Source organism: Pseudomonas sp. MF09150, assembly GCF_059862355.1.
On sequence record NZ_JCBCUS010000001.1, the window covers coordinates 500,550 to 514,432 of the forward strand.

The window sequence follows — 13,883 nt, forward strand, 5'->3', positions numbered from 1 at the left end:
GGCCAGGCACAAGGCAGTGCGAACGCGCTTTTTCATCCTCCTGAATTTCTGGACTCGCCTCCTCATGGAAACTAACGACACGGCCCGCGCCGCACCCAAGGTGCCCGGCCCGATCAGTCAGGTACTGCGCCCGATCCGTGGCCGATTGGCAGTGGCGGCAACGCTGGCAGCCGGCGGCGCGATGCTCGCCCTGGTGCCGCTGGCCGGCATCGCCCAGCTCGCCAGAATCGTCCTCGGTGACGTTGCCGTCAGCGCCAGCGAGGTGTGGTGGGTGGTGACAATCAGCGTGGCGAGCCTATTCGTCGGAATGGCGCTGCTGGCCTGCGCCGAAATGCTCGCCCACCTGGCTGACAACCGCCTCACCCACCACCTGCGCCTGGCGATCACCCAGCGCCTGAGCCAAGTGCCCCTGGGCTGGTTCACCAGCCGGGCCTCGGGCGAGGTCAAGCAGGCAATGCAGGACGACATCAACACCCTGCACAGCCTGACCGCGCATTTCTTTACCACTGCCGGCCGCGCCGTCGGCGCCATTCTGATTTCGGTGATCTACCTGTTCGCGATGGACTACTCCATGGCCATCGTCTCGATCCTGCCGTTCCCTGCGTACTTCCTGTTCTTCGCCAGGGCCATGAAAGCCAGCGGCGCGAACATGGATGAATTCGTCACGGCGATGGGCCGCATCGATAACGCCGTGGTCGAGTTCACCCATGGCATCCCGGTGGTCAAGTCCTTTGGCGCCAGTGGCCAGGCACACCGCGGCTACCGCGAGGCCATCGACGCCTTCGCTCAGACCTTCATCGGTTTCACCCGCCCGCTGGTTGCCTCGATGGCCAACGCCAACGCCATGATCGCTCCGGTGGCGGTACTGGGCGTGGTGCTGATCTGCGGCACGCTGTTCGTCAGCCAGGGCTGGATCGCCCCGCTGGATGTGCTGCCGTTCGCCCTGGTCACGCCAGGTCTCTGCGCCCCGCTGCTGTTGCTGTACTACATCACCCACGACCTGAATCAGGCGACGGGTGCAGCGCAGCGCGTACAGCAGTTGTTGCAGACCCCGGTGCTCGAACAACCGACGGCGGCGCAACGCCAGGTGCCAGCTGGCAGCGAGATCCGCCTGGAGCAGGTCGGCTATGGCTACGCCAGCGGGCACAAGGTGCTCTCGGGCATCAGCTTCACCCTTGAACCGGGCACCACCACCGCCATCGTGGGCCCCTCGGGCGCTGGCAAATCGACCCTGGCTCGCCTGCTGCTGCGCTTCTTCGACCCGAGCGAGGGGCGCATCACCCTGGGCGGCGTGGACCTGCGGCATATCGAGTCGACAAACCTGTACCAGCACCTGGGTTTCGTGCTGCAGGAGGTGCGCCTGATTCATGCCAGCGTGCGCGACAACATTGCCCTGGGCCGGCCCTCGGCCAGCCAGCAGGAAATCGAAGACGCCGCGCGCATGGCCAACATCCACCAGCGCATTGTGCGCCTGCCTCGTGGCTACGACTCGGTGATTGGCGAGGACGCCCAGCTCTCCGGCGGCGAACAGCAACGGGTGAGCATTGCCCGTGCCGTGCTGCTCGATCCGCCGGTGCTGGTGCTCGACGAAGCCACGGCCGCCGCCGATGCCGAAAATGAAGTGGCGATCCAGGACGCGCTGTCGCGCTTCGCCGCGGGCCGCACCCTGTTGGTCATCGCTCACCGCCTGGACAGCGTGATGTACGCCGACCAGATCATCGTGCTCGAGAACGGCCAGGTGCAGGAGCAAGGCAATCACGCCACATTGCTCGCTCGCGGGGGAACCTATGCCCGACTGTGGGCCCTGGGCGGCCATGACCAGGCCAAAGAACAGGCGGTGCCGTCATGCTGAAGAACTTCATGCAACTGCTGGGCGACGAGGCGCCGGTCTTTCGGCGCTACCTGGTGCTGGCCGTGGCTTACGGTGTGCTCAGCGGGCTGACCATCCTCACCCTGGTGCCGGTGATTGGCGACTTGCTGGCCGGCAATGTGCGCGGCGCGACGCTGTGGCTGAGTGTGCTGCTGGCCGGCATGCTCGCCTGCTGGGCCTGGCGCCGCACACTGGAAAAGGCCGGGGTCGCGGTCGGGGTCGCGGTCCTGCGGGGCGCTCGACAGCGCATCGGCGACCACGTTGCGGGCCTGCCGGTCGGTTGGTTCACGTCGCAGAACACGGCCCGGCTCAGCCATGTGATCACCCACGGCATGATGGCCGTGGCCCAACTGCCGGCCCATGTGCTGACCCCGGTGATCAGCGGCATCGTGACCCCGCTGGTGATGGTGGCGGCCCTGTTCGCCCTGCACTGGCCCATGGGCCTGATCGCGTTGGCGGCGCTGCCGCTGCTCGCCGGCGCGTTTCTATTCACCGTCCGCCTGGGCCGGCGGGCCGACGCGGTCTACCAGCAGCACTTCGCCGACGCCAGCCAGCGCATGGTCGAGTTCGCCCAGGCCCAGTCGGTGTTGCGTGCATTCAATGGCGGGGGCGGCAGTACCCGCTTGCTGGAGCAGGCCATCGATCAGCAACGGCAGTCCGCACTGCGCCTGATCCTGCAATCTTCGTTGTCGGCGGTGCTCAATACCTGGTTCGTCCAGGCCACCTTTGCCGCCTTGCTGGTGGCCGCCGCGCTGTGGCTCAACGCCAGCCTGAGCGGCGGCCTGGAAACCGGCTCGGTGCTGGGCGTGGTCACGGCCCTGTTGCTGGTGTGCCGTTACATCGATCCGCTGCTGGACGTGGCCAGCTATGGCGAGATCCTGCGTGGCGCCCACGGCCAGCTCGACACGGTGTACGAAATCCTCGCGGTCCGGCCCTTGCCCGAGCCGGAGCAGCCGCAGGCCCCGGCCGATGCCTCGATAACGTTGCGCCAGGTGAGTTTCCGCTATGGGCCGGAACAGCCCGATGTCCTCAGTGACCTGAGCCTGAGCATCGCCGCGGGCGACATGGTCGCACTGGTCGGCGCGTCCGGTTCCGGCAAGACCACACTGGTGCGCCTGATTGCGCGCTTCTTCGATGTCAGCCAGGGCAGCGTGCTGATCGGCGGCGTGGATGTGCGGCAGATGTCCAGCGCGCAACTGGCCGGCCAGATCAGCCAGATATTCCAGGACAGCTACCTGTTTCAAGGCAGCATTGCCGACAACATCCGCATCGGCAAACCCGATGCCAGCGCCGCCGAAATTCTGCAAGTAGCGCAACAGGCCGGCGTCAGCGAGATCATCGAGCGCCTGGCGCAGGGCATCGACACCCCGGTCGGAGAAGGCGGTGCACGCCTGTCAGGTGGCGAACGCCAGCGCATCGCCATTGCCCGTGCGCTGATCAAGGACGCGCCGATCCTGCTGGTGGACGAAGCCACCGCCGCCCTGGATGCGGAGAATCAGGCCGTCATTACCCAGACCCTGGCCCGGCTGCGGGGGCGACGCACGTTGATCGTGATTGCCCACCAGCTGTCCACGGTGGCGATGGCCGACCAGGTCCTGGTGCTGGATGAGGGTCGTCTCGTCGAACAGGGCTCGCCGGCATCCCTGCGCGCCAGCGGCGGCCGCTACGCGCAGTTCCTGGAGCAGCGCCGGGCTGCCCGGGGCTGGCGCATCGCGAGCGCTACCGGCAGCGAGCCCCGTTGATGCGTGCACGCTGGCTGGGGTTGTTCGCCCTTCTGTGCCTTGTGTCGTTGCTGGTCGGCGCGCGGCAGGTGGCCTGGAGCCAACTGTTGTCGCTGTCGGGCGATGCCTGGCTGACGCTGACCGCCAGCCGCCTGCCACGCCTGGCAGCGCTGGTGCTGACGGGGGTCGGGTTGTCGGTCTGCGGGGTGATTGTGCAGCACATTGTGCGCAACAAGTTCGTTGAGCCGGGCACCACCGGCGGGCTGGATGCAGCCAAGCTGGGCATCCTCGTCTCGCTGTCCGTAGCGCCCGCAACCGGCACCCTGGGGCGGATGTTATTCGCTTTGGTGTTCTGCTTCGGTGCGAGCCTGATCTTCGTCGCGCTCATCCGCCGCATCCGGTTCAAGAGCACGGTGCTGGTCCCGGTGATCGGCCTCATGTATGGCGGGGTCTTGAGCGCCATCGCCGAGTTCTACGCCTATCGCCACAACATCCTGCAAAGCATGCAGGGCTGGTTGCTGGGTGATTTTTCCAAGGTGGTCCAGGGCAACTACGAAATCATCTACCTGATTCTGCCGATCGTCGCCCTCTCCTACCTCTATGCCCAGCGTTTCACCGTGCTTGGCATGGGCGAGAGCGTGGCCACCAGCCTGGGCCTGAACTATGGGGCAACGGCCGCGCTGGGCCTGATGCTGGTGGCGATTACCGTATCGGCCACAGTGATTACCGTGGGCGCGATCCCCTTTGTCGGGCTGGTGATCCCCAACCTGGTAGCGCTGCGCTACGGCGAAAACCTGAGCCGCACCCTGCCCATCGTCGCCCTGGGCGGCGCCTCGCTGCTGCTGGCCTGCGACATCCTGGGGCGGCTGGTGATCTATCCGTTCGAAGTGCCCATCGGCCTGACCGCAGGCGGCGTGGGCGGCGTGCTGTTCCTCGCGCTGATCATCTGGAGGAACAAATGAGGCGCCTGGCAAGCGGGTACGGGGTCTGGATCCTGGTCATCGCCCTGGCGCTGACGTTTGTGCTGCTGCGCTCAGGCCTGGACTTCGATTATGTGATCCCCAAACGGCTGGTCCGGCTGGGGACCATCGGTGTCGCAGGCGTGTGCATCGCCTGGTCCGCGATCGTGTTCCAGACCCTGACCGGCAACCGCATACTGACCCCGGCGATCATGGGCTACGAGGCGGTCTACCTGCTGCTGCAAGCCTTGCTGGTTCTGCTGATGGGCACCTCCAGCCTGGTGCTGCTCGGCACCAACGGCAACTTCCTGCTCTCGGTGCTGCTGATGCTCGCCTACTCGTGGGCGATCCAGCGCTGGCTGTTCCGCGACGGCAGGAACAACGTGTTCTTCCTGCTGTTGGTGGGACTGGTGCTGACCATGGTGCTCGGCACCTTGACCCAGTTCATCCAGGTCAGGATCAGCCCCGGCGAGTTTTCAGTGCTTCTGGGGTTCAGCCAGGCCTCTTTCAACAAGGCGCAGCCCCAGCAGTTGCTCTATGCGGGGCTGGTGGTCACGGCGCTGTGCCTGGCAGCCCGCAGGACCCTGCCGACCCTCGACGTGCTCTCCCTGGGCCGCGACCAGGCCATTTCCCTGGGGGTCGATTACCGGCGCACGGTTCGCCTGCAACTCGCGCTGATCGCGACACTGGTCGCGATTTCCACCAGCCTGCTCGGCCCCACGGCCTTTATGGGGCTGTTCGTGGCCAACACTACCTACGCCCTGGCGCGCACGTCCCGGCATCGGGTCACCCTGCCCCTGGGCACTGCGATTGCCATAGGCATCTTCATCGCCGCCCAACTGCTGGTCGAGCATGTTTTCAACTACAAAACCACCGTCGGCATTCTGGTCAACCTGGTGTGTGGCGGGTATTTCCTCGCGCTGATGGTCCGTACCCGAGGAGCCCCATGATCACCGTCCACGACCTTCACAAAGCCTATGGTGCCAAGAACGTGCTGCGCGCCGTCGACACGCAGTTCCCGAGCCGGCGCCTGACCTCGCTGATCGGCCCCAACGGCGCAGGCAAGACCACGCTGTTGATGATGATCGCCCGGTTGATGGAACCGACCCGGGGTGAAATCCGTCTCGACGGGCAAAGGGTTTCAGACATTCCCATCGGCGCCTACGCACGACGCGTTGCCACCTTGCGCCAGTCGCCGGATTTCAATCTGCGGCTGACGGTCGATGAACTGGTGGCGTTCGGGCGCTTCCCCTACAGCCGCGGGGCACTGACCCACGAGGATCAGCAGGCGATCGATGCAGCGCTCGCATTCCTGTCCCTGGAGCCCCTGCGTCACGCCTACCTCGATGAACTCAGCGGCGGTCAACGGCAGATGGCATTTCTGGCCATGGCCATCGCCCAGCAGACCGATTACCTGCTGCTCGACGAGCCGCTGAACAACCTCGATATCAAGCACGCGGTGCAGATCATGGGCGCGCTGCGCCGGCTGTGCGACGAACAGGGGCGCACGGTGATCCTGGTGGTGCATGACATCAACTTCGCCGCCAACTATTCCGACCATATCGTCGCCATGAAGAACGGCGCCGTGCATTGCACCGGCAGCGTTGCCGAGGTCGTCACCCAGCCCCGGATGCAGGAGCTGTACGGGCTGGACTTTGCCATCAGCCATGACGAGCGCGGCTACCTGTGCAACTACTTCAACCCATCGAGAGCACTGAAATGACCCTCAATCACATAAACCGGCCCTGGGCACTGGCCCTGCTGCTGACCACGGCGGTCGTGGCGCCAGGGTGCGACCCGCAATCCGCCGCACCGTCACACGCCGCTAGCAGCGCCACAGAGCTGACTGGGTTCACGCCCGTCACGGTGCAGCACAAGCTGGGCACGACGGTGATCAGCCAGCTTCCGCAACGGGCCATCGCCCTCGACATGAATGAAGTGGATTTTCTCGACCAGCTGGGCGTCGCTATCGTCGGCATGCCCAAGGATTTCGTCCCGCACTTCCTCAGCCGCTACCAGAACGACCCGCAGGTCGAGGACACGGGCTCGATCGTGCAACCCAACCTGGAGCGAGTGCATGGCGCCAGGCCGGACCTGATCCTGATCACCTCGCTCCAGGCCAACCACTACCAGGAACTGAGCCAGATCGCGCCGACGCTGCATTTCGACGTCGACTACCGCGATAGCGCGAACCAGCATATCGAGGTCATCAAGGATCACCTGATGACCCTCGGGCAGATCTTCGGCAAGCCGGACCTCGCCCGGCAAAAAGCCGCGCAGTTGCAGGTCAGGGTCGAAGAAGCCAGGCGCATCACCCAGGACCGTCCCGAGCGCGCACTGGTGGTGCTGCATAACAACGGCGCCTTCAGTTCCTTCGGTGTGCAATCGCGCTACGGCTTCGTGTTCACCGCCCTGGGCGTGAAGCCGGCGAGCTCGACCGCCGAGACCGGCCTGCATGGCCAGCCCATTTCCAGCGAGTTCATCCAGCAGGCCAACCCCGACATCATTTACGTGGTGGATCGCACGGCCGTGATGGAGGGCCGCCCGCCCCTGAATGCCCAAAGCATGGGCAACCCGCTGCTGCGCCAGACCCAGGCCTGGAAGAACGGGCGCGTGGTGTTCGTCGACGCCCAGGCCTGGTACGTCACTGCCGCCAGCCCGACTTCCCTGAAGCTGGTGATCGACGACGTGATCAAGGGCTATCAGGACTGACTGCGCGGGCAGCGCTAGTGTTGCGCCCTGTCATTTACTGATTCTCATTCGCCCTACCTTGTTTATTTAGATTTGCCCCTACTTAATTTTATGGAGCCCCAGCATGACCCACTGCCACCCTTCCATCGCGCCTCCTCGTTCAGCCTTTGCGCTCAAGGGCAGCTCTGCCGCGGTGCAGATCGCCCTCCTCGGGCTGACCCTGGCCCTGACCGTCCCGGCAGCCGTGGCGCAAGACACTGGCCGGGCGCAGGCAGCCCTCAGCCGCTTCGACGTGCCGGCCGGCCCGCTGGGGCAGGTATTGAACACCTACGCCGCGGCGGCGGGGGTCAAGCTGGCGGCCGACCCCGGCCTGCTACTGGGCAAGCACAGCCAGGGGCTGTCCGGCAGCTACAGCGTGGACGCTGGCTTCAGCGAGTTGCTGCGCGGACACGGCTTGTGGGTCGAGCCCGAGGCCAACGGCAGTTACCGGTTGGCCTCGGCCGGCAGCGCAGAACATGCCGTGGCCGTGCTGCCTGCAACCATGGTGCAAGGGGAAACCGCGGTACTCGATAACCTGCCGGCCGCGTATGCCGGCGAGCAGGTGGCGTATGGCAGCCGCATTGGCCTGCTGGGTAACAAGGACTTCATGGAAACGCCGTTCAGCACCATCAGCTACACGGAAAAATTCATCAACGACCGGCAGGCCAAAGACCTCACCCAGGTGATTGCCGCCACCGATCCCGCAGTGTTCAGCAACGGCCTGAAAGGCACCTACAGCGAGAACTACTCCATACGCGGCTTCGCCAGCAGCATCAGCGACGTGACGATCGACGGCCTGTTCGGCGTGGCGCCCTACTACCGGATTTCGCCGGAAATGTACGAGCGCATCGAGGTTCTGAAAGGCCCGTCCGCCCTGCTCAATGGCATGCCCCCCGGCGGTTCGGTGGGCGGCACCGTCAACCTGGTGCCCAAGCGCGCGGGCAGCGAACCGCTGACCCGCCTGACCACCACTTACATGTCCGATGCGCAATACGGCGGGCACCTGGACCTGGGCCGGCGTTTTGGCGAGAACCAGCAGTTCGGTGTTCGCTTCAACAACGTCTATCGGGATGGCGACACGGCGACCCGGCATCAGGAACAGAAGGCCCAGCTGACCTCCCTGGGCCTGGATTGGCGTGGCGAGCGGGCGCGCCTGTCTGCTGATCTCTACAACAGCGAAGACCGCGTGCGTGGCCAGAATCGCGGCCTGAGCCTGGCCCCGGGGGTGGCGGTGCCCAAGCCGCCCAAGGCAGACACCCTGTTGAACCCGGACTGGGCGTTTGTCGAAACCAAGGACCAGGGCGCGATCCTGCGTGGCGAATATGAAATCAGCGAGCACCTGCTGGGCTATGCCGCCTTCGGCGCCAGCAAGACCCGCTACCGCTACAGCGGCGCCATGTCGTCCCAGGTACTCAACGCTGCAGGCGACTACCAGTCGACCATGGGCCAGTTGAAGATGAACATCGAAAAGACCTCCGGGGAGGCAGGGTTCAAGGGCCAATTGCAAACCGGCCCGGTCAAGCATCAATGGGTACTGAACACCACGCGTTACGCAGACACCCAAAAAGACTACGGCCGCCGATCGGTCCCGGGGGCAAACTGGGTCACCAATATCTATCACCCAACCTGGGGCCCTGCCGCAGGCGAGAGCTGGCCGATCATCAGCCATACGGAAACCCAACTGACCAGCTACGGCCTGGCTGACACCCTGTCGATCCTCGATGATCGCGTGCAATTGACCCTGGGCGTGCGCCGCCAGGAAGTGCTCAGCGACACCTTCAGCGTGACCACCGGCGCCCGCACCGGGCGCTATGACGAGAACGCGACCACCCCCGCGGCAGCGCTGGTGGTCAAGGTCACGGACCATGTCTCGCTCTATACCAACTACATCGAGGGTCTGAGCAAAGGCGCCACCGCGCCGGCGACCGCAGCCAATGCCGGGGACGTGTTTGCCCCCTACAAATCCAAGCAGAAGGAAGTCGGCATCAAGCTGGACCTTGGCGAGTTCACCCACACCCTCAGCCTGTATCAGATCGAACGCCCGAGCAGCTACACCGACCCGGTGACCAACGTGTTTTCCTTTGGCGGCGAGCAGCGCAACCGAGGGGTGGAATGGGGGTTCTTCGGCTCGCCGCTGACCGATGTGCGCTTGATGGGGGGCGTGGCCCATGTCGATCCCAAGGTCACCAAGACGGCCGGTGGAGTCAACGCGGGCAAGACCGCAACGGGCACGCCAAAACTGCAGGGCAAACTGGGCGTGGAGTGGGACACTCCGCTGGTACAGGGCTTGACGCTGACCGCCAATGCCACCGCCATCTCCAGGCAGTACATCAGCGCCGACAACTCGCTGTCGGTGCCGGGCTACACCGTCTATGACCTGGGTACTCGCTACGCCACCCAGCTGGCCAGCCGTCCGCTGACCTTGCGCGGTAACGTCACCAACGTCACCAACAAGGCCTATTGGGGCATGCCCCTGACCTCCAGCCTCGGCCTGGGAGCGCCGCGGACCTTCGAACTCTCCGCCACCGTGGACTTCTAACCCACATCCGGCGCCACTGCCGAGGGGAGTCCGACACCCCCCGGCATGCACGCGAGCCACTGTAGCCGCTGCCGCAGGCTGCGCTGGCCAGCACAGCCGCCGAAAACCATCCGACAAACTCCCAACATCCCCCAACCCACCCCCATCGGCGCGGCTACCCCTGCGCCTCACGCACCAGCTGATCAAACTCCCCGGTCAATTTCTCGAAGCGTTTGCGGTCGCAATCAGGACACAGAAACGGCATTCGCCGTCCGCTGAACAACGAGGTCGGCGCAGCGCATTTCTTGCAGGGAACGCGGGTCTCGATACAGGCCGTCAGCGGCTCCGCCAATTGTGAATTCAGCCGGCCGGCAACAAAGGCCACCTGAGCCCGCTCGAACTGGTTCGACAGCTTGAGCCGGCGCAGGCCGGTGCAGCGTGCCAGCACGCGGATATCATCGTCATCGATCCTGGCGTTGACCAACGACAGCTCGCTGAGCCCGGGCAACCCCACAAGGGGTTCAAGGGAGACCAGGCGCATCGGGCTGCCAGACGCCCCCTGGCTGCCCGACAGGTGCAATCGGGTCAGCTGCTGCAAGGCCTCGATGCCTGCAAGTTCATGCAGCCGGGGAACGTCAACAATCGACAGGCTCTGCAAGCGGGTCAATTGCCACAGCGGCGTCATGTCGTCGATTTTCGTCGCCCACTCCAGCTCCAGCTCGCGGGTGTCGACCAGCCGCTCAAGCCCTTGCAGGGAGGCCAGGGTCAGGTGGTAGAGCCGCAGCTTTTGCGCGCGGCAGTGCGCCAGCACCTGGGGCCAGACCTTGGGCCCGATATTGCGCAGGTCGAGCTCGGCACTTTGCGCCAGCGAGGTCTCTGGAAATGGCCTGTCGAGTAACACGATCATCGGCGACGCCTCTGCCTGAAAAAGAGTCCGCCCTTGAGCGCGGCGGCGCAGTATAGCCCCGGCAACGCGTTGCGCGCGGCAGACATGGCCTCCACCGCTGCTCCTCATGTAGCCCCCTCTGTAGCCTGGGTCAGAGGTATCAGTGACCAGATCAGGCCTGCTGCGCAGGCCAGCGGGAGCAAGCTCCCTCGCCACAAAAAAAAGCACAGTGCGACGCCCATACACCTGGCTCCTCTCCCTGTGGCGAGGGAGCTTGCTCCCGCTCGGCTGCGCAGCGGCCGCAAAGGGCGGTACGCGCCCTATGTACCCCCCTTATGTAGCTCCCTTATGTAGCTCCCCTATGTAGCCCCTTGTTAAGATCCTCCGTCCCCCATCTGGCGCCGCCACCATGACCCACCCCCGCCCTGCCCTGATCACCACCCCCATCAGCCTGGAACTGATGCGCGGTGCAGTGGAGCTGGAAGCCGGCGAACAGGGCCTGTTGCCCCACCGCCTGCCCGCCTGGGCCCGGGCGCAATGCGCGGACCCGCAGTTCGCCCGGGCCGAAGCCCAACCCTGCGGGGTGCGCCTGGTGCTGCAAACCGAGGCCACCGAGATCGAGCTGGATGTAGTGCCGATCCGCTACCTGTATAGCGGCGCACCGCCCCGGCCGCTGGGGGTCTATGACCTGTGGGTGGATGGACAGTTGCTGCACCAGTGCAGCGCCCAGGGCGGTGACCAGGTGCGCATCGACCTGGCCACGGGTGCGCAGACGTGCACCTCGGGGTCGGTCGCCACCCTGGGTTTTGCCGGCCTGCCGGCGCGGGACAAGACCGTGGAAATCTGGCTGCCCTATAACGAAACCAGTTGGCTCCAGGCCCTGCGCAGCAACGCCCCGCTGGCGGTGCCCAAGGCCACGGGGCGCCCGGTCTGGCTGCACCACGGCAGCTCCATCAGCAACGGTTCCAATGCCGCCAGCCCGACCTCGATCTGGCCGGCGCTGGCGGCCCGCCTTGGCCAGGTGGAGCTGTACAACCTCGGCCTGGCCGGCAACGCCCTGCTCGACCCCTTCACCGCGCGCAGCATGGGCGGCATCGCCGCCGACCTGATCAGCGTCAAGCTCGGGATCAATCTGGTGAACGCCGACCTGATGCGCCTGCGAGCCTTTATCCCGGCGGTGCACGGTTTTCTCGACACCCTGCGTGACGGGCACCCGCACACCCCGCTGCTGCTGATTTCACCGCTCTATTGCCCGATTCATGAACACACCCCCGGCCCCGGCGCTTTTGATAGCCAGGCCCTGGCAGCGGGCAAGGTGCTGTTTCGTGCGTCGGGTGACCCCGCAGAAGCCCAGACCGGCAAGTTGACCCTGACCCGCATCCGCCAGGAACTGCAGCGCATCGTCGAGCAACGCCGGGCCGACGACCCGAACCTGCATTATCTCGACGGCCTGCAGCTGTACGGCGCCGAGGATTTTGCCGATTTGCCGCTGCCTGATCAGTTGCACCCGGACGATGCCGCGCATCAGCGGATCGGCCAGCGCTTCGCCAGGATCGCGTTCGGCACAGGCGGCCCGCTGGCGCTCGAAAAAACCGCAACCGGAACCGCCCCATGAATACCTACCTGCCCCTGTTCTGGGCCACCGACCTGGGCATCGACTACGGCGCACCGACCCTGTACCTGTGCGACCTGCTGCCGGCCGTGGGTCAAAACACCCTGGCAGCCTTCGATTGGCAGGCCCACCTGACGCCCGGTGAAACCCTGCAACTGATCTGGTGCCCGCCGGTCTCCGACCTCAACGGCTGGAGCGAACAACCTTCGGAAATCGCCCTGAGTCACCTGCTGCGGGCCAGGGTTATCCGCGCGCTGCCCAGCGCGGCAAACGCCCACGGCATGCTGCATGGCAAGTACCGCTATGAATTCGAGGTGCTTGCCTGCGAGGCATTGTTGCCTGTCCTGCGTGCACTGCCGCCCGCCCCGGACGCCTGGCACCTGCCCCAGGTAGGCACTGCGCGCGGCACCCGGTTGAGTTGGGATGAGGTACGCGTGTGCGGCCGCGCCGAGGTTGCGGGGTTGATCTACCTGACCGCCAGCGCACCCCATGAAACCTATATGGAGATGCTCCTGGAAGACGATGGCGTGCAACTGACCGGGCTGTTTTCACTGCATATGGACCCGGGCTCCAGCACCTGCGACCTGGGCCGCAAGCGCCTGGCGGGCGATGAGCTGCGGGCCATCCGCCATGCGCTGGACATTGCCCGGCCCCTGAAGGATACCCAGGCCGCTTATATAGCCGAGGGCCCAGTGCCTGAGTAAGCCGCTGTTTTAAAAACTATTTTTTTCAACTTTCACTTCCCATACGCGATAAATATTGATAAATTTCCGCGCGTTCTTGCACAGGGGCCTCCACGGCCTGCAGTGACAGCAAGCAACGTCGCAACAGCTACAGGGGCGTCGCCAAGCGGTAAGGCAGCAGGTTTTGATCCTGCCATGCGTTGGTTCAAATCCAGCCGCCCCTGCCATTTTCTTCAAGGGTTATCCACCCGTTATCCCGCAGCCGATACCTGGCTTGAGCCGCGCACATGCCGGCTGTACCGAACGACCTCCTCCATCAGTCACCTCGCCTCGCCTGCCACGGCCAAGCTGCGTCTGCACTCTGGAAATCGGCTCGAAAAAATCCGATAGTAGCGCCCCACGACACCACCCTATGGAGCTTTCTGATGTCGAATTCCCAACCCGCCACGGCAACCTTCGGCCCTATCCCTGGTGACCTGCTGGCCACGATGCACGGCTTGCGGGCCCAACTCGGCGAACGGATTGCCCGGCAGTTCCCAGGCGCCTCCCTGAGCGGCACCGGCGCCGATTTCGCCCTGTTGCAGCAGATGGTCGCCAGCCAGACCCTGGAGGATTCCGACGTCCAGGCCTGGGAGGCCATGGGCATCGCGCTGGGCGACGCACTGCTGGCGCAAGTCCCCGGCCTGGCCTGGGCCCTGGTCAGCGATGAGTACGGCGTCGATCCGGTCCTGCGCTACCGGCAGACCACCCTGCAGATCGGCGTGACTGGCCTGCTGCTGAAACGCGTCAGGCAGGGCGAGCCCATCGACGTCGAACACATCGCCCACTGGCTCAAGGAGTTCATTGAAACCCAGAGCCATGAATACCAGTGAGCAGCCACCCGCGCTGATCAGCCCGAACTGCG

The 13,883-nt window shown here is 65.1% G+C and carries 11 protein-coding genes and 1 tRNA gene; 11 read left to right on the forward strand and 1 reads right to left on the reverse strand.

The genetic code is table 11. From position 1 onward, the window contains the following. Positions 1 to 64: 64 nt before the first annotated feature. The 7 genes from AC19YX_RS02155 to AC19YX_RS02185 all read left to right on the forward strand — a co-directional run bounded on the left by AC19YX_RS02155 (position 65) and on the right by AC19YX_RS02185 (position 9,819). Positions 65 to 1,852 (forward strand): ABC transporter ATP-binding protein, encoded by a 1,788-nt coding sequence (locus AC19YX_RS02155; RefSeq protein WP_500605557.1) that lies wholly within the window; start codon positions 65 to 67, stop codon positions 1,850 to 1,852. Beyond that, positions 1,846 to 3,612: an ABC transporter ATP-binding protein gene (locus tag AC19YX_RS02160; protein ID WP_500605558.1), complete on the forward strand. Its 1,767-nt coding sequence runs from the start codon at positions 1,846 to 1,848 to the stop codon at positions 3,610 to 3,612. The genes AC19YX_RS02155 and AC19YX_RS02160 overlap by 7 nt, the downstream gene beginning before the upstream one ends. After that, positions 3,612 to 4,553, forward strand: coding sequence for an ABC transporter permease (locus AC19YX_RS02165; RefSeq protein WP_500605559.1), 942 nt, complete (start codon positions 3,612 to 3,614; stop codon positions 4,551 to 4,553). Before AC19YX_RS02160 ends, AC19YX_RS02165 begins: the two co-directional genes overlap by 1 nt. Continuing rightward, a complete protein-coding gene (locus AC19YX_RS02170; RefSeq protein WP_500605560.1) occupies positions 4,550 to 5,500 on the forward strand; it encodes an iron chelate uptake ABC transporter family permease subunit in 951 nt (316 codons plus the stop codon). The genes AC19YX_RS02165 and AC19YX_RS02170 overlap by 4 nt, the downstream gene beginning before the upstream one ends. Further along, positions 5,497 to 6,273, forward strand: a complete 777-nt coding sequence (locus tag AC19YX_RS02175) for an iron ABC transporter ATP-binding protein (protein WP_201130771.1) — start codon at positions 5,497 to 5,499, stop codon at positions 6,271 to 6,273. Before AC19YX_RS02170 ends, AC19YX_RS02175 begins: the two co-directional genes overlap by 4 nt. Beyond that, the gene (locus tag AC19YX_RS02180) at positions 6,270 to 7,262 is read left to right on the forward strand and encodes a siderophore ABC transporter substrate-binding protein (RefSeq protein WP_500605561.1); all 993 of its coding nucleotides are present in this window, start codon (positions 6,270 to 6,272) and stop codon (positions 7,260 to 7,262) included. The genes AC19YX_RS02175 and AC19YX_RS02180 overlap by 4 nt, the downstream gene beginning before the upstream one ends. A gap of 103 nt (positions 7,263 to 7,365) precedes the next feature. Beyond that, entirely contained in the window at positions 7,366 to 9,819 is a 2,454-nt protein-coding gene (locus tag AC19YX_RS02185; RefSeq protein ID WP_500605562.1) for a TonB-dependent siderophore receptor, read from the forward strand. A gap of 154 nt (positions 9,820 to 9,973) precedes the next feature. Here AC19YX_RS02185 and AC19YX_RS02190 read toward each other — a convergent pair whose 3' ends face one another. Continuing rightward, positions 9,974 to 10,705: a leucine-rich repeat domain-containing protein gene (locus AC19YX_RS02190; RefSeq protein WP_500605563.1), complete on the reverse strand. Its 732-nt coding sequence runs from the start codon at positions 10,703 to 10,705 to the stop codon at positions 9,974 to 9,976. Between the two features lie 388 nt (positions 10,706 to 11,093). On the opposite strand from AC19YX_RS02190, the gene AC19YX_RS02195 reads away from it, so the two are divergent. The 4 genes from AC19YX_RS02195 (at position 11,094) to AC19YX_RS02210 (ending at position 13,851) form a co-directional block, all read left to right on the forward strand. Continuing rightward, on the forward strand, positions 11,094 to 12,299 hold the full coding sequence (locus AC19YX_RS02195; RefSeq protein ID WP_500605564.1) for an SGNH/GDSL hydrolase family protein: 1,206 nt from the start codon (positions 11,094 to 11,096) through the stop codon (positions 12,297 to 12,299). After that, positions 12,296 to 13,000: a hypothetical protein gene (locus tag AC19YX_RS02200; RefSeq protein WP_500605565.1), complete on the forward strand. Its 705-nt coding sequence runs from the start codon at positions 12,296 to 12,298 to the stop codon at positions 12,998 to 13,000. Before AC19YX_RS02195 ends, AC19YX_RS02200 begins: the two co-directional genes overlap by 4 nt. A 131-nt stretch (positions 13,001 to 13,131) precedes the next feature. Next, positions 13,132 to 13,206, forward strand: a tRNA-Gln gene (locus AC19YX_RS02205). 198 nt (positions 13,207 to 13,404) lie between these two features. Then, on the forward strand, positions 13,405 to 13,851 hold the full coding sequence (locus AC19YX_RS02210) for a DUF3806 domain-containing protein (protein WP_500605566.1): 447 nt from the start codon (positions 13,405 to 13,407) through the stop codon (positions 13,849 to 13,851). Positions 13,852 to 13,883: the final 32 nt, after the last annotated feature.